At 72.4% G+C, this 21,281-nt stretch carries 17 protein-coding genes; 4 read left to right on the forward strand and 13 right to left on the reverse strand.

Going from position 1 to position 21,281, the window contains the following annotated elements:
* Nucleotides 1-396: 396 nt before the first annotated feature.
* From adh to xylB, 6 genes are all read right to left on the reverse strand, one after another.
* Complete coding sequence (gene adh / locus H4N64_RS00175) at nucleotides 397-1,920, reverse strand: aldehyde dehydrogenase (protein ID WP_186279722.1); 1,524 nt, start codon at nucleotides 1,918-1,920, stop codon at nucleotides 397-399.
* Nucleotides 1,921-2,096: 176 nt separating this feature from the next.
* A complete protein-coding gene (locus H4N64_RS00180) occupies nucleotides 2,097-3,401 on the reverse strand; it encodes a GAF domain-containing protein (RefSeq protein WP_186279723.1) in 1,305 nt (434 codons plus the stop codon).
* 91 nt (nucleotides 3,402-3,492) lie between these two features.
* Nucleotides 3,493-4,092, reverse strand: coding sequence for an N-acetylmuramoyl-L-alanine amidase (locus H4N64_RS00185; RefSeq protein WP_186279724.1), 600 nt, complete (start codon nucleotides 4,090-4,092; stop codon nucleotides 3,493-3,495).
* A gap of 82 nt (nucleotides 4,093-4,174) precedes the next feature.
* Nucleotides 4,175-5,188: an acetamidase/formamidase family protein gene (locus H4N64_RS00190; RefSeq protein WP_186279725.1), complete on the reverse strand. Its 1,014-nt coding sequence runs from the start codon at nucleotides 5,186-5,188 to the stop codon at nucleotides 4,175-4,177.
* A gap of 173 nt (nucleotides 5,189-5,361) precedes the next feature.
* The gene (locus H4N64_RS00195; RefSeq protein WP_186279726.1) at nucleotides 5,362-6,549 is read right to left on the reverse strand and encodes an ROK family transcriptional regulator; all 1,188 of its coding nucleotides are present in this window, start codon (nucleotides 6,547-6,549) and stop codon (nucleotides 5,362-5,364) included.
* A 33-nt stretch (nucleotides 6,550-6,582) separates the two neighbouring features.
* Nucleotides 6,583-8,028: a xylulokinase gene (gene xylB / locus H4N64_RS00200; RefSeq protein ID WP_186279727.1), complete on the reverse strand. Its 1,446-nt coding sequence runs from the start codon at nucleotides 8,026-8,028 to the stop codon at nucleotides 6,583-6,585.
* Nucleotides 8,029-8,186: 158 nt separating this feature from the next.
* Between xylB and xylA the strand changes: the two genes are divergently transcribed.
* Both xylA and H4N64_RS00210 read left to right on the forward strand, forming a co-directional pair.
* Nucleotides 8,187-9,353, forward strand: a complete 1,167-nt coding sequence (xylA, locus tag H4N64_RS00205; RefSeq protein ID WP_186279728.1) for a xylose isomerase — start codon at nucleotides 8,187-8,189, stop codon at nucleotides 9,351-9,353.
* Nucleotides 9,354-9,522: 169 nt separating this feature from the next.
* Nucleotides 9,523-9,936: a hypothetical protein gene (locus H4N64_RS00210; RefSeq protein ID WP_186279729.1), complete on the forward strand. Its 414-nt coding sequence runs from the start codon at nucleotides 9,523-9,525 to the stop codon at nucleotides 9,934-9,936.
* A 56-nt stretch (nucleotides 9,937-9,992) separates the two neighbouring features.
* Here the strand turns inward: H4N64_RS00210 and H4N64_RS00215 are convergent, their stop codons facing one another.
* From H4N64_RS00215 to H4N64_RS00225, 3 genes are all read right to left on the reverse strand, one after another.
* On the reverse strand, nucleotides 9,993-11,336 hold the full coding sequence (locus H4N64_RS00215) for an esterase-like activity of phytase family protein (RefSeq protein ID WP_186279730.1): 1,344 nt from the start codon (nucleotides 11,334-11,336) through the stop codon (nucleotides 9,993-9,995).
* Nucleotides 11,337-11,492: 156 nt separating this feature from the next.
* Nucleotides 11,493-12,746: an SWF or SNF family helicase gene (locus H4N64_RS00220; RefSeq protein WP_186279731.1), complete on the reverse strand. Its 1,254-nt coding sequence runs from the start codon at nucleotides 12,744-12,746 to the stop codon at nucleotides 11,493-11,495.
* Nucleotides 12,743-15,652, reverse strand: a complete 2,910-nt coding sequence (locus H4N64_RS00225) for an SNF2-related protein (RefSeq protein ID WP_186279732.1) — start codon at nucleotides 15,650-15,652, stop codon at nucleotides 12,743-12,745. The genes H4N64_RS00220 and H4N64_RS00225 overlap by 4 nt, the downstream gene beginning before the upstream one ends.
* Nucleotides 15,653-15,895: 243 nt before the next feature.
* On the opposite strand from H4N64_RS00225, the gene H4N64_RS00230 reads away from it, so the two are divergent.
* Nucleotides 15,896-16,078: a hypothetical protein gene (locus H4N64_RS00230; protein WP_015662161.1), complete on the forward strand. Its 183-nt coding sequence runs from the start codon at nucleotides 15,896-15,898 to the stop codon at nucleotides 16,076-16,078.
* A gap of 82 nt (nucleotides 16,079-16,160) precedes the next feature.
* Here the strand turns inward: H4N64_RS00230 and H4N64_RS00235 are convergent, their stop codons facing one another.
* The 3 genes from H4N64_RS00235 to H4N64_RS00245 all read right to left on the reverse strand — a co-directional run bounded on the left by H4N64_RS00235 (nucleotide 16,161) and on the right by H4N64_RS00245 (nucleotide 19,593).
* Nucleotides 16,161-17,546, reverse strand: a complete 1,386-nt coding sequence (locus H4N64_RS00235) for a tannase/feruloyl esterase family alpha/beta hydrolase (RefSeq protein ID WP_186279733.1) — start codon at nucleotides 17,544-17,546, stop codon at nucleotides 16,161-16,163.
* Nucleotides 17,547-18,253: 707 nt separating this feature from the next.
* The gene (locus tag H4N64_RS00240; RefSeq protein WP_186279734.1) at nucleotides 18,254-19,159 is read right to left on the reverse strand and encodes a hypothetical protein; all 906 of its coding nucleotides are present in this window, start codon (nucleotides 19,157-19,159) and stop codon (nucleotides 18,254-18,256) included.
* 137 nt (nucleotides 19,160-19,296) lie between these two features.
* Nucleotides 19,297-19,593, reverse strand: coding sequence for a hypothetical protein (locus H4N64_RS00245; protein WP_186279735.1), 297 nt, complete (start codon nucleotides 19,591-19,593; stop codon nucleotides 19,297-19,299).
* A gap of 195 nt (nucleotides 19,594-19,788) precedes the next feature.
* Between H4N64_RS00245 and H4N64_RS00250 the strand changes: the two genes are divergently transcribed.
* Nucleotides 19,789-20,544: an alpha/beta fold hydrolase gene (locus H4N64_RS00250; protein WP_186279736.1), complete on the forward strand. Its 756-nt coding sequence runs from the start codon at nucleotides 19,789-19,791 to the stop codon at nucleotides 20,542-20,544.
* Nucleotides 20,545-20,548: 4 nt separating this feature from the next.
* On the opposite strand, the gene H4N64_RS00255 is transcribed toward H4N64_RS00250, so the two are convergent.
* Nucleotides 20,549-21,148, reverse strand: coding sequence for a class I SAM-dependent methyltransferase (locus tag H4N64_RS00255; protein ID WP_186279737.1), 600 nt, complete (start codon nucleotides 21,146-21,148; stop codon nucleotides 20,549-20,551).
* Nucleotides 21,149-21,281 lie beyond the last annotated feature (133 nt).

The raw sequence follows: 21,281 nt of genomic DNA on the forward strand, positions 1-21,281 counted from the left end.
TCGAGGCGGCGCGGCAGCGGACCGGGTGCGGGCGCCCCGAAAGCAGGGCTGCCGGCGGTGATCCGGACGACGTCGAGGTCCGAGTTCCGCGCAAGCCGACGCTCCACCCCGGGAAGATCTGCCGAATCCGGTTCCCTGCGCGTCATGGCGCGTCGCTCCAGAGTGCGGTATTGCAACGTCGTATGTTTACGACGTATATGTACAACTTTCCACCCCTTGCTCCCCGGCGTCAAGAGTTGCAGGTGTACTGGTCGAAACGTGCTGGCTGGAGCGGGACACTCTTGCGGGGCGCCCGCAACGAACGAAGTCCCTGTGGAAGTCGGCCCTTGCTCTGAGTCGGCCGAGAGGAAGGCGCCTGGCGGGTAAACGACCAGGTCAGGCGCCTTTTTCGTGCCTCTAGAAGAAGCCCAGCTTCCTCGGCGAGTAGCTCACCAGCAGGTTCTTGGTCTGCTGGTAGTGCTCCAGCATCATCTTGTGCGTCTCGCGGCCGATGCCCGAGCCCTTGTAGCCGCCGAAGGCCGCGTGGGCCGGGTAGGCGTGGTAGCAGTTCGTCCAGACGCGGCCGGCCTGGATCGCGCGGCCCGCGCGGTACGCGGTGTTGGCGTCACGGGTCCACACGCCCGCGCCGAGGCCGTACAGCGTGTCGTTGGCGATCTTGATGGCGTCGTCGAAGTCGTCGAAGGACGTCACCGAGACCACCGGGCCGAAGATCTCCTCCTGGAAGATCCGCATCCGGTTGTTGCCCTCGAAGATCGTCGGCTGCACGTAGTAGCCGCCCTTGAGTTCGCCGTCGTGCTCGACGCGCTCGCCGCCGGTGAGGACCCGGGCGCCCTCCTGCCGGCCGATGTCGAGGTAGGAGAGGATCTTCTCCAGCTGGTCGTTGGAGGCCTGGGCGCCGATCATCGTGTCCGTGTCGAGCGGATGGCCGGTCTTGATCAGCTCGGTGCGGGCGACCGCCGCCTCCATGAACTCGCCGTAGTGGCCCTGCTGGACCAGCGCCCGCGACGGACAGGTGCACACCTCGCCCTGGTTGAGCGCGAACATCGTGAAGCCTTCGAGGGCCTTGTCGCGGAAGTCGTCGTCGGCCCGCCAGACGTCCTCGAAGAAGATGTTCGGGGACTTGCCGCCGAGTTCGAGGGTGACCGGGGTGATGTTCTCCGCGGCGTACTGCATGATCAGCCGGCCGGTGGTGGTCTCACCGGTGAACGCCACCTTCGCCACCCGCGGGCTGGACGCCAGCGGCTTGCCCGCCTCCACACCGAAGCCGTTCACGACATTGATGACGCCCGGCGGCAGCAGATCGGCGATCAGGCTCAGCCAGAAGTGGATGGAGGCCGGGGTCTGCTCGGCCGGCTTGAGCACGACCGCGTTGCCCGCCGCCAGCGCCGGGGCCAGCTTCCAGGTCGCCATCAGGATCGGGAAGTTCCACGGGATGATCTGCGCGACGACACCGAGCGGCTCGTGGAAGTGGTACGCCACCGTGTCGTCGTCGATCTCGCCGAGCGAGCCCTCCTGGGCGCGGATCGCACCGGCGAAGTAGCGGAAGTGGTCGATCGCGAGCGGGATGTCGGCCGCCAGCGTCTCCCGCACCGGCTTGCCGTTCTCCCAGCTCTCGGCGACGGCAAGTCGCTCCAGGTTCGCCTCCATCCGGTCGGCGATCTTCAGCAGGATGTCGGAGCGTTCGCTCGCCGCCGTGCGACCCCAGGCCGGGGCTGCCGCGTGCGCCGCGTCCAGGGCACGCTCCACGTCCTCCGCCGTGCCGCGAGCGATCTCGGTGAACGGCTGCCCGTTCACCGGGGACGGATTCTCGAAGTACTGCCCCCGAAGCGGCGGCACGTACTCGCCGCCGATGAAGTGGTCGTAGCGCGCCTGGTAGGAGACGATCGCGCCCTCGGTCCCGGGTGCCGCGTAACGGGTCATGCCGGCCTGCCTCCCTGCAACAGCGCTGCCCGCCGTTGGGCAGCTCTCGGCGCGAGGCTAGGGAGCGGGAGGTTGCAAGGACGTTGCGCGGGTCCGGGGTTCGGAGCGGCTTCCGGTCAGCGGGGGCACGCGGCCCGGTGGCGCGGTCGGCTCTGACTGTTCGGGGCGCCTTTCGGTCAGCGCGGCACCCGGCCCGGTGGCGCCGCCAGCTCCGACTCCAGTGCGGCGAGCCGGGAACGGACCGTGGCCGTCGGGCGCACCGCGGCCAGCGCCCGCCACACGTCGAGGTCGTCCTCCCCCCAGGGCGCGTGCACCCAGTCCGCCAGCAGGTCGGGGTCCCTGCGGGCGATCAACGCCGTGCGCAGTCCGTCGGCGAGCCGCCGCCTGACCCGCGCCACCGCCGGCGCCTGGGAGGCGGGCAGCAGCGGACCGGCGTACGCCGTCGCCGCCGCACTGACCGCCCCCGCCGCCAGCCGCCGCTCGACCACGGCGACGTCCGACTCGACCGGGACGGTGAGCCGGTACGGCCGCGAGGCCAGCAGGCCGGGGCCGAGTATCCGCCGCAGCCGGGCGAGTTCGGCCCGCAACGTCACCGGCGTCACCGACTCGTCCTCGTACAGCGCGCACAGCAGCTCGTCGCCGGTCAGGCCCTCCGGATGCCGGGCGAGCAGCACCAGGATCTCGCTGTGCCGGCGGCTGAGCCTGACCTTGCGGCCACCGGTGAGCAACTGGGCCTCGTCCCGGCCGAGCGCGGACAGCTCGGGTGTGTCCGCGGCCGGGCCCGCCGGGGCGAGCAGCGCCAGGTGGGACTCGGCCGCCCGCGCCACCGCCTGCACGAAGCCCAGGCTGTGCGGATGCGCCAGCCCGTCCCCGCCGGTGATGTCCACGGCCCCGAGCACCCGCCCGGTACGCGGATCGTGCACCGGTGCCGCCGCGCACGTCCAGGGCTGCACCCGCCGGATGAAGTGCTCGGCCGCGAACACCTGCACCGGCCGGTCGACGGCGACCGCTGTGCCCGGCGCGTTCGTCCCGACCGCCGTCTCCGACCAGCGGGCGCCGGGGACGAAGTTCATCCGGCCCGCCTGCCGCCGGGTCGAGGCATGCCCTTCGACCCACAGCAGCCTGCCGTGCTCGTCGCACACCGCGAGCAGATGCTCGCCGTCCGCCGCGAACGAGCCCATCAGCTCACGGAACAGCGGCATCACCCGGGCCAGCGGGTGCTCCGCGCGGTACGCGCCGAGGTCGCCGTCGGCGATCTCCACGCTCGCCGTGCCGTCGGGCCCGACGCCCGCTCTCGCGGAACGCCGCCACGAGTCGGCCACCACGGCGCGCACCGGCTTCGGCACGGTGCCCGCCGCGGTGAACGCCTCATGCGCGCGGCGCAGCATGTGCGCGCGCTCGGAAGGGTCGGCCCCCGGCTCCAGGGCCACCCACGGATCGGTCAACTCGGCCTCCCCGGACAGCGATGCGGCTGGGGACATCGTCACTCCGGGTACGCGCGCGGACAACCTTTTCGACCGGCGTCACCCGAACGACTGGCCGGACGTCTCGGTCAGGCGGCCTCGACGAGCTTCAGGCGGCCTTGACGAGCCCGATGTAGCGCGCCCAGTCCCAGTGGGGCCCGGGATCGGTGTGGTCGGTGCCCGGCACCTCGTGATGGCCGATGATGTGCCTCCTGTCTCTCGGGATGCCGTGTCTGGCGCAGATCGCCGCGGTCAGTGCGGCCGACCGCTCGTACAGGGCGTCGGTGAAGTAGGCGGGCCGGTCCACCCAGCCCTCGTGTTCGATGCCGATGCTGCGGGTGTTGTAGTCCCAGTTCCCCGCGTGCCAGGCGATGTCCGACTCGCGGACGCACTGCGCCACATGTCCGTCGGCGGAGCGGACGACGTAGTGCGCGGACACCTTCTTCCTCGGGTTCTGGAAGACGGTCAGGGTGCCGGACCAGTCGGTCTGTGTGACATGGACGATGACCAGGTCGACGCGGTGCTCCACGGGTCGGCGGGCAGCGGTGAAGTTGGCGGGGCTCGCCCGCTGCCACTCGGCGGTCGGCTGGTCGGGCGCCTGGACCTGCGCATCGGCCTGCGGGCCGGGGAGCAGTCCGTAGGGCACGGCGGCGAGGGCGGCGCCCTTGAGGAGGAGTCGTCTGTTGGTCAGTGGTTGTGCCCGTTCCATACGGGGTGGTGCCTCTCGATCGTGTGGGTGGGCGGGCTCATACGGAGTCGGGTCGGGAGGTGCCGGGCCGGGAGATGTCGGGTCAGTGCGGGAGGGTCGACGCGGTTTCGCGCAGACGGGCGTGGACTCCGCGGTGTGTCTCGCGCCGGGGCAGCCACTGCTTGCGGAGCTTGGCCACGCACGTGTAGTTGGTGTCGCACACATTGGCCAACGGTGACTCGACGGCCTGGGTTGCGAACTGGTACGCGTCCAACTCGCTGAAGCCGTAGTCACGGACCAGCCACTGGACCAGGTCGAGCTGGGATATTCGGAACGCGTCCTCCAAGGGGCGCGCCGATCCGGTCGAGATGATGTGCGTGTCCAACTCGATGCGAGGCCAGGGAGTGGCGATCCCCTTGAGCAGTTCGACGATCACCACGGTGTTCATCGCGCACTCGACGGCGACACCGCAGGTCTCGCCCTCGCCCTGGCGGGCGTGTCCGTCGCCCAGGCTGAGCAGCGCTCCCTCGACGTTCACCCCGAGATAGCAGGTGACGCCGGCCCGCATCTCGGGCGTGTCCATGTTCCCGCCGTGCGCGTCCGGCACCAGCGCCGAGCGGACCTCCAGATTGGCGGGGGCCACCCCCACGGTGCCGTGCATCGGATCGATCGGCAGTTCGGCCTCGAAGTCGCTGTCGTGCGCGCGGAACAGGGCTGTGCGCCGGGTTCTGTCGAGCTGCCAGATCCAGACGGTCTCCGGGAGCGGCGGCTGGAGCGTGGCCGTGGTGTGGGTCGAGGTGAGGGCACCGAACAGGGGGACCGTGGTGGACGCAGCCCAGTCCCGGGCGGGTTCGATCGACACGAAGTGCACGGCGACGGTGTCTCCGGGCTCCGCGCCCTCGATATGGAACGGGCCGGTCTGCGGGTTGAGGAAGGGGAACTCGCAGACCTCGGAGACCAGATCCTTCTCGGACCGCACCCGCCCGCCGAAGCAGTCCTCCGTGAACAGATCCAGCACGGTCCCCGGCGCGATGCGCGCCACGGGCGGGACGCCGCCGAACGTCCAGGCGTATTCGTCGGGTCGGGGTCGGACGGTCAGGATCCGGGGGTCGCTCATCGCCGCACAGCTCCGTTCTGCCACAGGTCACGGGGGAGGAGGGGCGGGGAGCGCCCTCGCGTGAATCACGGTACGGCGCGGAGGGGTCGGGCCGAAGGGCCCGCTGTGTTTCCGTGGACGGCGGTCGAAGTGTGGAAAACTCCCTCACTCGATCGAGTGAAGTCGCTCTGGATTCAGGCCCGTTCGCCCACCATGGCCGGATCGTCCAGCACTCCTCGCACCACCCAGTGCGCGGCGCCCAGCAGCGGCCCCTCGGACCCGAGCCGCGACACGGACACCGGACAGGCCGCGCCCGCGGTACGCCCGTCCAACTCGGCCTCCAGCGAGGGCAGCAGCCAGGGCGCGAGCCCGGCCAGCGCACCGCCGAGCACCACGCTCTCGGGGTCCAGCAGGTTGACGGCCCCGGTCAGCGCGACGCCGAGCGCCTCGCCCGCGTCGTGCAGAGCACCCCGTACATCCGTGTCCCCCTCGGCCGCCCGGCCCGCGAGCAGCCCGACGCGGTCCTCGCCCGGTTCCAGGCCGGCCGCCCGCAGCACGGCCTCCTCACCGGCGTACTGCTCCAGACAGCCGCGCCCTCCGCACGGGCACGGCGGCCCCTCCGGGCGGACTGGCACATGCCCCAACTCGCCCGCGAAACCACGGGTTCCGCGCAGCAGTTGCCCGTCCACGACCACGGCAGCACCGATGCCGATCTCGGCGGACACGTGCAGGAAGTCCCGCGGTGTCCCCTCGCCGAGCCAGAGTTCGGCGAGCGCGCCGAAGTTCGCCTCGTTGTCCACGGTCAGCGCGAACTCCTCGGGCAGCAGGGCCCCGAGGTCGATGTCGTGCCATTCGAGATTCGGCGCGCGCACGACGGTACGGCCGTCGCGTGCCACCAGACCGGGCACCGCCACCGCGAGCCCGGCGGGCCACAGCCCTTCGCGCTCCGCGTCCGCGACGACCGCCCGCACCAGCTCGGTCAGTTCCCGGACCACCGGTTCGGCGGAACGCCCCCGGTTCGCGCCGTGCCGTACGGCCCTGGCCCGTATCGCGCCGCGCAGATCGACCGCGCACACCGCGAGGTGGTCGACGCCGATCTCGGCGCCGATGCCGGCCGGGCCGTGGGCGCTGACGGCCAGCGCCGAGCCGGGGCGGCCCACCCGACCCGGCCGTTCCGGGCCCAGTTCCTCGATCAGTCCCGAGCGGATCAGTTCGTCGACGAGGGTCGACACCGCCGCACGCGTCAGACCGATCCGGGAGGCGACGGCGGCCCGGGACAGGGGGCCCTCCGCGCTGACGGTGTGCATCACCCGCGCCAGATTGCGGCGGCGCATGCCCTGTTGGGTGTCGGGCAGCGCCCGTCCGGGAAGCGGTGCGGTCATGCCTCCCTCAGTCCTCGATCGGTGTGCGTGCGGTCACTGGGCCTGCGTCCTCCGCTCCAGCAGCGGGGCCGCGTCGGAGAGTACCCCGGCGATCCGTGCCAGGGTCGCCTCGTCCCGCTCCACCGCCTCCAGCACCGGGCCCGCGGCCGTGTTCCAGCGCCGGGCGACCGCGGCCGGATCCTCACCGGTCAGCAGGCCGGCCGCCTGGGCCGCGGCGCCGAGCGCCACCAGTTCCTTGGCCTCGGGCACCTGCACGGGACGCCCCGACAGGCGGCGCACGGTCTGCTGCCAGGCCGTGCCGCGCGCGCCGCCACCGATCAGCAGCAGCGGGGCGGAGCGGTCCGCGTCGGCGTCGAGGACCAGGTCCAGTGCGCCGAGCAGGGAGTGGACGGCGCCGTCGTAGGCGGCCTGGAGGAGTTGGCCGGCGGTCGTGTCGTGGCGCAGGCCGAGCAGCAGGCCCGAGGCGTTCGGCAGGTTCGGGGTGCGTTCGCCGTCCAGGTAGGGCAGCAGCGTGACGTCGGTGGTCGGCTCCACCGCCTCGCGGTCCAGGCCCAGCAGCGCGGCCACGCGGTCGACGGCGAGCGTGCAGTTCAGGGTGCAGGCCAGCGGCAGCCAGTCGCCGTGCGCGTCGGCGAAGCCCGCGACCGTGCCGGTCGGATCCGCGGGGCGGTGCTGGGACACGGCGTACACCGTGCCGGAGGTGCCCAGGCTGAGTACCGGGGTGCCGGGGCGCAGGCCGAGCCCGAGCGCGGCGGCGGCGTTGTCGCCGGTGCCGGGGGCGACCAGGGTGCCCTTGGAGAAGGGCAGGTCGTGGTGGGTGCGTACGGTGCCCGCCACCTCGCCGGGCCGGACCAGCCGGGGGAGCAGCGCGGGGTCGAGGCCGACATGCGCGAGGGTCTCCTCGTCGTACGACTCCGTCCCGGACGCCCACCAGCCCGTGCCGGAGGCGTCGCCGCGGTCGGTCGTGCCCTCGCCCGTGAGGCGTTCGGTGAGGTAGTCGTGGGGGAGCCGTACCGCCTTCGTCGCGCGGACGGCCTCGGGCTCGTGCTCGGCCAGCCACGCCCACTTCGTCACCGTGAAGGATGCGCCGGGCACACTCCCGGTGCGCTCGGCCCAGGCCTTCGGGCCGCCAAGCTCCTCGATGAGCCGGCGGGCCTGCGGTGCCGAGCGGACGTCGTTCCACAGCATCGCCGGGCGGACCGGTTCGCCCTGTTCGTCCAGGGTGACCAGGCCGTGCTGCTGGCCGCCGATCGACACCGCGGCGGCCTCGCGGGCCGCGTCGCCGCACTGGCGCAGGGCCTCGCACAGGGCGTCCCACCACTGGCGGGGATCGGACTCACGGCCCGCCCCGGAGGACACCGTGTGCGAGGCCTGGCCGCTCGCGACGACCTGGCCGGTGGCCGCGTCGACGACGAGGGCCTTGGTGGACTGGGTGGACGTGTCCACGCCGACGACGAGCGGTCCTTCGGCTGCTGACATCGGGCTCTCCTCTTGTGCGGCTCGGTTCTCTGCGCGGCTCGTGTCCTTACCCGAGGACAACTGTTCTCTTCCCAGAGATGCCTCGGCATACTAATTTGTAAATCGCCATGACGAAATAGTCGGCAGCAAGCAACTCGCAGCAGGCAAGGAGCCGCGGCATGAACTACCAGCCCACCCCCGAGGACAGGTTCACCTTCGGCCTGTGGACCGTCGGCTGGCAGGGACGGGACCCCTTCGGCGACGCCACCCGCCGCGCCCTCGACCCGGTCGAGACGGTGCAGCGCCTGGCCGAGCTCGGCGCCTACGGCGTCACCTTCCACGACGACGACCTGATCCCCTTCGGATCCTCCGACACCGAGCGTGAGGCGCACATCAAGCGCTTCCGGCAGGCTCTCGACGCGACCGGCATGACCGTGCCGATGGCCACCACGAACCTCTTCACGCACCCCGTCTTCAAGGACGGCGCGTTCACCGCCAACGACCGTGACGTGCGCCGTTACGCCCTGCGCAAGACGATCCGCAACATCGACCTCGCGGTCGAGCTCGGCGCCAGGACCTACGTCGCCTGGGGCGGCCGCGAGGGCGCCGAGTCCGGTGCCGCCAAGGACGTGCGGGTGGCCCTCGACCGCATGAAGGAGGCCTTCGACCTCCTCGGCGAGTACGTGACCTCCCAGGGCTACGACCTGAAGTTCGCCATCGAACCCAAGCCGAACGAGCCGCGCGGCGACATCCTGCTGCCCACCGTCGGCCACGCGCTGGCGTTCATCGAGCGCCTGGAGCGCCCCGAGCTGTACGGCGTCAACCCCGAGGTCGGCCACGAGCAGATGGCCGGGCTGAACTTCCCGCACGGCATCGCGCAGGCCCTGTGGGCGGGCAAGCTCTTCCACATCGACCTCAACGGCCAGTCCGGCATCAAGTACGACCAGGACCTGCGCTTCGGCGCCGGCGACCTGCGCGCCGCCTTCTGGCTCGTCGACCTGCTGGAGAGCGCCGGGTACGCCGGACCGCGCCACTTCGACTTCAAGCCACCGCGGACCGAGGACCTGGACGGCGTGTGGGCGTCGGCCGCGGGCTGTATGCGCAACTACCTGATCCTCAAGGAGCGCGCGGCCGCCTTCCGCGCGGACCCGGAGGTCCAGGAGGCGCTGCGGGCCTCGCGTCTGGACGAGCTGGCGCAGCCCACCGCGGCCGACGGTCTGCAGTCCCTGCTCGCCGACCGTGCCGCGTTCGAGGAGTTCGACGCCGAAGCGGCCGCCGCGCGCGGGATGGCCTTCGAGCGGCTCGACCAGCTGGCGATGGACCACCTGCTGGGAGCGCGTGGCTGAACGAGCACGCGCGCGTACCGGCGCCGCGCGCTGACTTCGGTGAGCGCGCGGCGCCGGTAAGGGACGTCCTGCGGGGAATGCACCGGAATCGTGCCCTCCAGGGCATGGGCCGGTATCAACTTCCGCGACGGGCTCGCGTGATCACCGCCGGGAGGTGACGCTGGGCGGTATGGCCATCCCGCCCGTACCGCCCCAGCCGCCCGGTCCGCCCCCGGGCGGCGGCTTCGGACCGCCCACCGACGGCTTCGGACCGCCCTCGTACGACGACGGGCCGCCGCCCGGCGGAGGCCCGAGGAGACGACGCGGCCTGCTGCTCGCCCTGCTGGCGGTGATCGTGGCGGGCGTGGCCGTCGCCCTGGTGGTGCTGTTGGCCTCGGGGAGCGATGACTCGCCGGAGGAGAAGCCGACCGCGGAGAGCCCGTCGCCGAGGCCGTCGTTCAGCATTCCGACCGAGCTGCCCAGCAGACTGCCGAGTGAACTGCCCACGTCGCTGCCGTCGGGGTTCCCCAGTGAGCTGCCCAGCGACCTGCCCAGTGAGATCGAGTCGCTGCTGCCGGATCTCGGCGAGGTCGACCTGCCGTAGGGCGACGGCCACGTGCGCGGCGGAGGTGAACCACCACGCACGCGTGCAGGTCGCCGTCAGATGCCGCGCGGCAGGCGCACGTACGTCACCGTCGTCTCGATCCCGCTGTCTACCAGCCGGCCCTGTGCGTCGAAGGCGCCCGTCCCGTCGGTCATGCCGAAGTCGTTGTCGTTGATCAGGGCGAGCGTGTCGCGGTCCACGCGCGCGACGCCCTCGATCTTGCCGGGCACTCCGGCGACCGTGCCGAGATCGACGACCAGCTTCTTGCCGAGGACGGGCACGCCCGCGGCGGCCGGGTCGTCGATCTGCTCCAGCGACGGGGACGTGGTGTCGTCGTCCCAGGGGCCGCCGAGGATGTTCGAGTCCTTGTCCAGCCGTACCAGGTGCAGCCGGGCGGTCTTGTCGGTGCGCTCCTCCACCAGCAGCCGGTCGCCCCCGACGGCGACCACCGAGGAGATCTTGAGCTCGGAGGTGTCGTCCTCGCCGGGGTCCACCACGTTCACCGGGTCGAAGCGGTACGCGTACTCGGCGGTGACCGCCTTCTTCTTCGGCGAGAAACGCAGCAGGCGGGTGGTGCGCGAGGCCTCACCGGCGTCCGCGTCGGGCAGGGAGAGCGGGCTCTGCACGGCCATCACCAGGTCGCCGCCGGGCAGTTGGGCGAGCCCCTCGAAACCACGGTTGACCTTGCGGTGCAGCAGGACGGAGGGCAGCGCCTCGACCACCGGGTAGTCGGCGCCGGTGAGGTTCAGCCCCTCGGGCACATAGCGCGTGAGCACCTTCCCGCGCGCGGAGACATGCACGAGCGAGGGCCCGTGCTCGTCGACCAGCCAGAAGCTCCCGTCCTTGGCCCGCACGATGCCCTCGGTGTCAAGACCATTGGGGTTGTACGACAGCGGTGTGCTCGCGTTGTAGGAGTACGGCGCCTCGTCGCGGCCCTGCTGGTTGGGCATCCCGGTGACGGGCTTGCCGGAGGAGGTGGTCAGCGGGATCGCGTCGATGACCCGTACCGAGTCGCCCGAGACCCGGATCTTGACGATCGCCGGGTCGAAGCCGGGCACCGGGAAGGTACGGCGCTTGGTGCCGTCCACCTTGATCTGGCCGTTGGGCCCGCGGTCGGTGACGGTCCAGAACTCGCCCTCGCGGCCGGTCGGGTAGATGTCGCTGCCGATGCCGCCGAGGTCGACACCCCGGTCGTCGGCGACCGTGCCGGGCAGCAGGGCATTGCTGAACGCGGCGAGCGGTGTGTCGCCGAGCGTGGCGGTACCGACGACCCGGGCGTCGTCCTCGGACGGGGTACCCGCGGCCGGACCCGTCGCCGCCAGGACGGCCAGGACGGCGAGGGGTACGCCCGCTGCGACGGAACGGTGGACGCGGCGCCGGCCGGTGGCGTGCGGGGACATCGGGCCTCCTGAGGACCAAGTTCGGTGACAGCGGCCAGATTTGGGTCCCGCGCGGAACGCCGCGCGACCAACTGGTGAACGCGGGGCGTCGGCCGCTCGTCGAGCCGACGCCCCGAGCACACAATCCCCAGTTGGGATGGCCCCAGGATGTGGGGGCTACCGCTCGGGTCCGGGCTCCGCCGAGGCCAGTGCCGTCGCCGGGTCCTGAGAAGGGCCGCCGGCCGGCACCCAGCGACCGCGCTCCTTCCGGTACGGCCACCAGCGGCCGTCCCGTCCCAGCCGAACCTGCCCCGACGTGCCGACCGCCGTCCAGCGGTTGCCCTTCGCCCGCAGCGACGGTCGCTCGTCCTCGTCCCAGGCCGCCTCCAGAACCGCACGCGCGCGTGCGAGGGTTTCCCCCTCCACGGCCCACTCGTCCTCCAGCGCGGACAGCGCCGCCGGCCCGCCGAGCTCCCAGGCCCGTACGGCAAGCGCCAACTGCTCCCGACCGCGCCCCGAACCATCGGCGAGGCGCTCCAGCACAGCCGGCGCGGGAGCGGCCGCCGCGAGCCGGACCGCGTCCTGGGCCAACGGCAGGTCAGGATGGTCCGCCACTCCGCGCAGAGCGTTGACCAGCAGATGGTGCGCCTCCGCCGCGGTGCGGGCGGCGAGGTACTCCAGGGCGGAGGGGTCGACACCGGGCGGGGGAGGCGTCTCGGTGTCGAGGGACGGCGGTACGCCGGGCTCCTCGGGGAGTTCGGGGAGATCCGGCAGCAGCGGCAGGATGTCCCCGGCCGCGAACGCCTCCGCGGCGTCCACGCCCTCCGGCTCGGGCGCCGCCTCGGTGGGTGCGGTGCTGCGGGCCTGGAGGTCGTCCAGCAGGGCGCGTTCGCCCCGTCCCCGCATCAGCAGCAGCACGAACGGATCCTGGTCCAGCAGCCGCGCCACCTGGTAGCACAGGGCCGCCGTGTGCGCGCAGTGGTCCCACGCCTCGCAGTCGCACTCGGGTTCCAGGTCGCCCATCCCCGGCAGCAGTTCGATGCCGGTGGCCGCCGCGTCCTCGACCAGGTGCGGCGGCATGTCGCGGTCCAGCAGCGCCGCGACATGTCCGGCCCGCTCGACGGTCATGTCCAGGAACCGGTCCCACTGTTCGTCGGACAACTCCTCCAGCAGGACGTCCGCACGGTGCTGTGTGCGGTCGCGGTCCTGGACGACGGCCGTGATGCGCCCAGGGCGCACCGACACCGCGCCCACGCTTCCCGCGCGGGCGAGCCTGCGGCCCGCCTTGAGCTGTGCGGAGTCCAGCGCGGTGTCCTCCAGCGCCTTCAGCCAGGCCCGGCCCCACCACGTCTGCGCGAAGCCCCTCCCGCGCGCGGGCGGCAGCGCCGCGAACGTGCGCTCCGTGTTCTCGTCTCCGTCGTAGCGATTCATCGTGCGCCCCCTCGCAGTTCCACCAGATCGGCCAGCTCCGCGTCCGTCAGCTCCGTCAGCGCTGCCTCACCGGAGCCGAGCACGGCGTCGGCGAGCTCCTTCTTGCGGCTGAGCATGTCCGCGATACGGTCCTCGATCGTCCCCTCGGCGATCAGCCGGTGCACCTGCACGGGCCGCGTCTGACCGATGCGGTACGCGCGGTCGGTGGCCTGCGCCTCCACCGCCGGGTTCCACCATCGGTCGTAGTGCACGACGTGCTCGGCCCGTGTGAGGTTCAGGCCCGTGCCCGCCGCCTTCAACGACAGCAGGAAGACCGGGACTTCACCGTCCTGGAACCGCCGTACCAGCTCCTCTCGCTCGGCGACCGGCGTCCCGCCGTGCAGGAACCGGGAGTTCACACCACGGGCCGCCAGATGCCGTTCGATCAGGCGCCCCATGCGCACGTACTGGGTGAAGACCAGGACGCCCGCCCCCTCGGAGAGGATCGTGTCGAGCAGCTCGTCCAGCAGCTCCAGCTTCCCGGAGCGGCCGTCGATCCTCGGCCGCTCCTCCTTGAGGTACTGGGCCGGGTGGTTGCAGATCTGCTTCAGGCCCGTCAGCAGCTTCACGATCAGCCCGCGCCGCGCCATGCTGTCGGCCTCGGCGATCTCCGCGAGCGTCTCGCGCACCACCGCCTCGTACAGGCCCGCCTGCTCCTTGGACAGCGACACCGCGCGGTCGGTCTCGGTCTTCGGAGGCAGTTCCGGCGCGATCCCGGGATCCGACTTGCGGCGGCGCAGCAGGAACGGGCGGACCAACCGGGCGAGCCGCTCGGCGGCGGCCGGATCCTGACCGCTCTCGACGGACTGCGCGTACCGGGTACGGAAGGTGCCGAGCCGGCCCAGCAGTCCCGGGGTCGTCCAGTCGAGGATCGCCCACAGCTCCGACAGGTTGTTCTCGACCGGGGTGCCGGTGAGCGCCACGCGCGCGCGTGCGCCGATGGAGCGCAGCTGCCGCGCGGTCGCCGAGTAGGGGTTCTTCACATGCTGGGCCTCGTCGGCCACGACCATGCCCCAGGGCACCTCGGCGAGCCGGGGCGCGTCCAGGCGCATGGTGCCATACGTGGTGAGCACGAACTCCCCGTCGGCGAGGGCGTCGAGATCGCGCCGGGCGCCGTGGAAGCGGCGCACGGGCGTCCCGGGGGCGAACTTCTCGATCTCGCGCTGCCAGTTGCCCATCAGCGAGGTCGGGCACACCACCAGCGTGGGACCGGCCGACGAGCCGTCCGTCTGGCGATGCAGATGCAGTGCGATCAGCGTGATGGTCTTGCCGAGGCCCATGTCGTCGGCCAGGCAGCAGCCCAGGCCCAGGGAGGTCATGCGGGCCAGCCAGTTCAGGCCCCGCCGCTGGTAGTCGCGGAGAGTGGCCTGGAGCGCGGCGGGCTGCGGGACCGGCTCCTGCCCCTCGGGGTCGGCGAGCCGCTCCCGCAGGGCCGCCAGCCACCCGGTGGGCTGCACTTCGACTCTGCGGCCCTCGACTTCGGTCGAGCCCGTCAGAGCGGCGCTCAGCGCGTCGACGGGCGTCACCTTGCGGTCCTGTTGCCCGCGAGCCCGGCGCACCTCCTCGGGATCGACCAGGACCCACTGGTCGCGCAGCCGCACGAGCGGCCGGTCGGCCTCGGCCAGGCGGTCGAGATCCTCACGGGTGAGCCGCTGGTCGCCCAGCGCGAACCGCCAGTCGAAGGCGAGCAGGGCGTCGGCGGACAGGAACGACGGCGTGTCGGAGGCGAGCTTGCCGGGGCCCGTCTCGTCGTCGGGCGGGCCGACCACCGCGCGGGCGGTGAGCTCGTGGGCCAGCTCCTTGGGCCAGTGCACGTCGACGCCCGCCGCGGCCAGGGCCCGGGCGCCGGTGGAGAGCAGGTCGGTGACCTCCTCGTCGGCCAGTTCGACGGCGTCCGGCACCGTGGCCGAGAGCAGGGGAGCGAGCGGCGGCCACGCGCGTGCCGCGCGGCGCAGCGCCAGCAGGGCGTCCATCCGCGCGCGGGAGCCGAAGGCGGAGGCCCCGGCCCACACCTGAGCGGCGTCCGCGACGAGCCCCGGATCGCTCACGCCGTGCACCTGGAGCACGGCACGGAACGCGGGCGCCGTCTCCTCCTCGGCCACGGTGGCCAGGCCGGGAACCTCGACGCGCAGGGACAGGCGCACCCCGGCGTCGTGGCCCGCGGCGACATCGGCCGCCCACGCGCGATGCTCGGGCAGACGCTGCGGATCCGGCGCGGCGTAGGCGGGGCCGCCGGTCACGAGGGGAGCCGCGGGTGTGCGGGGCAGGGTGTCCGCGACGGCGTCCAGGAAGCCGCGCAGCAGCCGCTCGGGGTCGGGCAGGCGCAGCGGGCCGGTGGTCTTCAGCGGGACGGCGTGCGCCTCGGGCGGCATCGCCGCGGCGAGCCGGCGGAGGTGCTCAAGGTCCGCGGTGCTCAGCGGGCCGGTGCGCCAGGCGTCGTGGTCGTCGGGTGACAGGCCGGGCAACAGCAGTCCTCGTGCCGCGAGTTGCAGGGCCAGCACGGCCGCCGCGCCCCAGAAGGCGGACCCTCGATGGGCGTGGGTGGAGACACGCGCGTGGACCAGGACGGGCAGGGCGGCGCGCAGGGGGAGCCACACCGCGGGGACATGCGTGAGCTCGACGTCGTCGCCGCCGGGCACGACGACGGTCAGGTCCTCGGCCGATGCCGTCTCGACGAGGGGAAGGGCTTCACCGTCGGGGTGCCAGAAGGCGACCCTGCTGGTGCGTGCCGGATCGCCGGGCACGAACACGGCGGAGCAGCGGGCCAGTTCGAAGATCTCGGAGGGTGGTGCCGGGGGAACCTTCTGCGCAGCGATGGTGAATTCCTCAAATTTGACTACCGGGCGGAGTCGCCGAGGGTACAGCACCGGGTGACTTGATCCGGCATGACGGGGCTGTGTTCTGCGTCACTGCCGTGGGAGGGTGGGGTATGCCCCTGCGAGGACGCCGCTCGCGCACACGGCGAGCCCCTCCCGAGCGAGTGGGCCAAGAGGAGGACCAGTAGGGGGAACACCTCAGGGACGTCTCAGGGTCGCGGTTCGGAACCGCGGGCAGCGCGGGCCCGTTTTGAGAGCAGAGAGCGGCAGTGCGCCGCGGAGGAGGCGACACACATGACGAGGAACCACAAGATCGCCGCAGGAGGTGCGGCGGTCGGGATCATTCTGCTCATCTGGCTGCCCTGGTGGGCAGCGCTCCTGATCATTCTGGGCGTCCCAGCCGCCGCGTACCTCGCACTCGACCCCTCACAGCGGCGCAAGCTGCGCCGCGCCACCCGTAAGGAGCTCGGCCGCTGAGGGAGCAGGGGCCCGGCCGGCATGACCGCCGACCAGGCCCCGGCTCCGGCCGGGCTCCCGGCTCCCGGCTCCCGGACGGGTCCTAGGTCCCGGCCGGGTCCGACAGTGCGCAGGAGTCGACCACATCGCCGCTCGCGGGCTTGCCGACGGTTCGGTCCGCGGGCGGCCGGACGCCCTGTTCCACCCAGGAGACCAGGGCATCGAACGCCGAGCGGTAGCAGGGCAGGATCGGCCGCAGACGGTCCGGATGGCTGTCGTACAGCCCGTCGACATGCGTCCCGCCCTCGATCGTGTAGTAGCGGTGCAACGAGCCCCGACCGGCGGCGCCGACCATGCGTGCGTACACATCCGAGTCGGCCGCCTTCGGCAGCAGCGCGTCCAGATCGCCGTGCAGTGTGATCAGCGGCCTGCCGATCCGTCCGGTCAGTGCCACCCTGGCCACCGCGCGACGGACGGAGGCTGGACGCGACGCGTAGTCGTAGGTCGCGTCCTCGGCGCAGGGCGCGAGGATCTGCTCCGGGGTGGTGCCGGCGGACGGGCCGGGGCAACCCGGGGCGTACGTGGGGTCGAACTCGGCGCGGTAGATCTTCTGCGTGACGCCCCAATAGGCCTTCTCGTGATACGGCCACAGGAATTCGGAGCCGCGTGCGAAGCCCACCGCGTACAGATCCTCATCCCGCGCCGAACCGGCCATGCGGGCCACAGTCGTGGGGAGCGAGGTGAGCAGATTGGGGCCGTCCGCGGTCCACAGCGCCCCTTCCCAGTCCACGCCTCCGTCGTACAGTTCCGGATGGTTCTCCAACTGCCAGCGGGTGAGATAGCCGCCGTTGGAGATGCCGGTGATGTATGTGCGGCGCGGGAGATGTCCGTAGCGCTGGGCCAGGGCCTGCCGGGCGGCGCGGGTGAGTTGTGTGGTGCGGGTGTTCCACTCGGCCACGGCGTCACCGGGCCGGGTGCCGTCGCGGTAGAAGTCCGAACCGTTGTTGCCCTTGTCGGTTGCCGCGTAGGCGTAGCCCTGGGCGAGCACCCGGTCCGAGATCGCTTTGTCCGTCGCGTACTGCCGACGCGTGCCCGGCGCGCCCGTGACTACCAGGCCGCCGTTCCAGCGGTCCGGCAGCCGGACGACGAACTGCGCGTCGTGCTTCCAGCCGTGGGTGGCGTTGAACCGTGAGGAGTCCGGGAAGTAGCCGTCGATCTGGATCCCGGGCACCCCGGACGGCACCCGGGTGCCGACGGCCGTCAGCCCTGTCTGGTCGGCCATGTCGGTGTACGGGGTGCCGGCGAGGCCCGTTGTGGTCAGGTCCGCGAGACAGGCGCTCTGCTGGAAGGCGGCGCCGGGGATCCGCACCCGCTCCTGGCGGGCGCAATGGTCCTCGCCAACAGGTGTCGCCCCGACGGAAGTCGGCCAGGTGAGCGTCGCCGCCATCAGCGTGGCGGCGACGAAGGGAACACCTCGGGACAGGCGCATAGGGGCCTCCAGGGACGGGAGTCGGCGACGGCGCGGGACGGCGTCGGAGCTGCCTCATGGTGCGGTCCTTCCTTGGCGTCATCCATGGGTTGGGACCACATGGAACGGTGCCGTCGCATGGGGGCCAAGACAGGCGTCGGGGGAGCGGGGCGGTGCGGGAAATCTGCTGCGCGGTTGATCAACGGCACGTCACGATGGCCGACATGACGTACGGAAAGGAGGCCCAGCGACTCCACGGTGAGCGCTGATGGCCGCACATGAGGCGTCCCGGACGCCGTCCTCCGAGCCCCGGACCCCGCCCGCGCCCCTGACGCCGGGCTTCGTGCCGCTGCCGCGCTTGTGTGCTGGATCGCCGCCCTGGGGGCCGTGGCACGCGGTCGCCACGACGAGCACCGGTGGGACCGGCTGGTGCGCGTGTGCGAGGCGGGGCCGGGACGGCTTCCGCCGTCCGATCACGTGCCGGTGAACCTCAGCCGGGCACGCGCGCGTGCCGCCGCCCTCGCCGCGGCCCGCAGTCTGCGCGTCCGTGGGACGCCCGTGTCCGGGCTGCCGGCGGTGGCGCTGGTGGGCGTCGTCGGAGGGCGCGCGACCGCCTGGGAAGGCCCTGGCGGCAGGAACTCGTCGACGCCCTGCGCGGCCACTGCGACCCGGACACCGCCACGCAGGCACTCATCGTCGACATCGAGTGAGGTCCGGCGCGTCGGGCCTCAGCTGGGGCGTACGGCCATCTTGTCGAGCGCCTCCAGGAGACCCGGCAGTTCCGGACCGCGACCCACCGGCAGGACCTCGCCGGGCTCCTCGTCGAGCAGCACGAACGCGATGTCGTCGGTCCTGGCCACGAGCGACCAGCCGGGACCGTCGGCACGCAGCGTGCGGGCCTCGCCCGAGGCGAAGGCGGACCGGACCCGCCCGAGGGGCGGCGGGGTGTCCACGTACGCGCGCGCCTCGGCGAGGACCCGGCGGATGCCGCTGTGCCCCTTCGGCTTCGGCTCGCCCTCGCCCGAAGAATCGCCCGAGGACCCTTGCTGGGCCTCCTCCGAGGTGCCCTCCGCGGCCTCCTGCGGCGCCTCCTGGCCCTCTCCGGCCTCGGAGGCGCCCCCCGCGCTCGGGAAGTCGGCGTCGTCGATCTGCTCGCGCCACAGCGCCCACTGGAGGGCGATCTCGTCGGCGCCGAGCCGGCGCTGCGCCGGGCCCCAGGTGGAGGTGTCCGGCGGCGCCAGGGGCGGACCCTCCGCGACATCGGGACCGGGGTCGTGCGGCGGGGGCACGTTGGGGGCCGCGACGGCGACCGCCAGGGGCCAGCCGGGCAGGGCGGCGACGACCGTGCGCTCGTCCGGCGACAGGTCGTACTCCATGCCGCAGTCCCAGGACGCGATGGCGACCGCGACCAGCGAGACGTCGTCGATGACGACCGTCCAGCGGGCACCGTCGCCGTCCTGGCCGAGCACCAGCCCGTACCCGTCGGCGAGCGGCGCGAGGCCGAGCGCCGCGCATGCCTCCGGATAGTCGTCGCCCAGCACGCTCGGGAACTTCGCCGGCGTCAGCAGCACCGCCGTGAGCACATAGAGCGCGTCGTCCTCGGCGGCGACGGCGTCCTCGTCCGTCCCGGCCATCCCAGCCTCCCCATCGGTTCGTCCATCGGCGCGCACCCTAATGCGAGCGGAAGGCGCTTGTCACGACTCCCCACCCCACCCGGAGCTGCAGTTTTCCGGCTGGACGGGGTGAAATCGACCCTCCTTCGTGGCGCGTTTCAGGCCGCCGGGAGACCGAGGAGGTCCCGCGCGACGCTCCGGGGGGACTCGTCGCGTTCTCGCGCGAGGGCGATGACGGCCCGGCATGCCAGCTCGTTCACCCCGAACGACAGCGCCTCCGGCGACACCCAGGCCGCTGCTTCGTCGATGCGCTCCTGATCGTCCTCCGCGCAGGCCGAGACGTAGGCCGCGGCGGCCTCGAAGAGGTTGTGCGTACGCCTGTCCTCATCGGCGCTCGACTCCGTGCGCCACGCATCCAGAAATCTGCCCCAGGACTGTCGGACCCTGCCGAACATGCTGACCACCTTCCCCCTGCGTGGTTGCCATGGCTGATCGTCCATCTCCTGCTGCTCAACGTAGAGTTGGAGTTCCGTCGGCAGAAGGGGGACGGCGCGGTCAAGGGCATGGGTACCCAGCCGGAGGCCGGTACGCCCTCAGCCTCTGAGCGAGGCGATCTTCGTGGTGATGACGGCACACGGGAGGGCGGGGCTATGAAGCAGGCCGAGTTCGACGGTAAGGGGAGCTGTGTCCGGTGGACGGAGACGCCGGGCGAGGAACCCGCGCGCGTGTACGTGCACGGGCTGGGGTCGGTTTCGTCGGTGTACCACGCGCACATCGCGGCCCGTCCCGAACTCGCGGGCCGGCGCAGCCTCTTCGTCGATCTGCCCGGGCACGGCATCAGTGACCGGCCCCAGGACTTCGGCTACACGCTGGAGGAGCATGCGGACGCCTTGGCGGCCGTGCTGGGCGCGGCGGAACTGTCCGGGGCCGAGTTGGTCGCGCACAGCATGGGCGGCGCCGTCGCCATCGTGCTCGCCCACCGGCGCCCCGAGCTCGTCTCCCGGCTGGTCCTGGCGGAGGCCAACCTCGACGCCTTCCCGCCGCCCACCGCGGGAAGCAGCGGAATCGCGTCCTATGAGGAGGACGCGTTCGTCGACGGCGCCCACGCGCGCGTGCTGGAGAAGGTCGGACCGCTGTGGGCGGCCACCATGCGCCTGGCGGACCCCCGCGCCCTGCATCGCACCGCGGTCGGGCTCATCCGTGGTTCGCAGCCCGTGATGCGCGACATCCTCGAAGGCCTGCCGGTCGACCGCGTGTATCTGCAGGGCGAGCTCAGCGGTGAACTGGAGGGCAGGCAGGCCCTGGAAGCGGCGGGCGTGCGCGTGGTGACGGTGCCCGGCGCCGGCCACAACGTCATGTTCGACAACCCTGACGCCTTCGCGGCCGTGGTCGCCGGGCGCGGGTGAGGGCTCAGCCTTCGCGAACGGCGAGCGCCAGGAAGCGGTCGTCCTGGTCGACGTACGACGTCATGCGCCACCCGGAAGCGGCCAGCAGCGGGCGGAGGTTGGGCTCCGCCCGCAGGTCGTCCGGGGTGATCTGCCGCCCCTGACGGGCCGCGAGGGCCGCCCTGCCGATCGGGTGGAACAGCGCCAGCGTGCCGCCCGGGCGCACCACACGGGCCAACTCCCGCAGATTCTCCGCCGGATGGGGCAGATGCGCGATGAGCCCCGCCCCGAAGACGGCGTCCAACGACCCCGAGCGCAGGGGGAGCGCGGCCACATCGGTGAGCAGCAGCTGCCCGTCCCGGTGCCGTCCCGCCCGTACGGCGGCCTCCAGCATGGCCGGGGTCAGATCGGCCCCGAGCACCACTCCCGAGGGCCCCACCGCCGCACGCAGGGGCGGCAGGGCCCGTCCGGTGCCGCAGCCCGCGTCGAGCACGCGGTCCCCCTCGCGCAGGCGGAGGTCGGCGACCGCGGCCGCGTACGCGGGGCAGTCGTCGGGGAACCTGGCGTCCCAGTCGGCGGCGCGGGCGGTGAAGAACTCCTGGACACGTGTGTGGTCGTCGCTCATGTTCCGCATGATCCCTCACCGGCGGGAGTGACGCCCTCACCGACAGGGATGACGCAGCGGCGCACATGTTCGAGCGGGAGGCGATCGTTCAGGGAGGCATCCGTGTCATGTTCCAACACCTTTCGAAATGCGC

Origin of the sequence: Streptomyces cupreus (genome assembly GCF_014257025.1) — a bacterium.
GTDB lineage: Bacteria > Actinomycetota > Actinomycetes > Streptomycetales > Streptomycetaceae > Streptomyces > Streptomyces cupreus.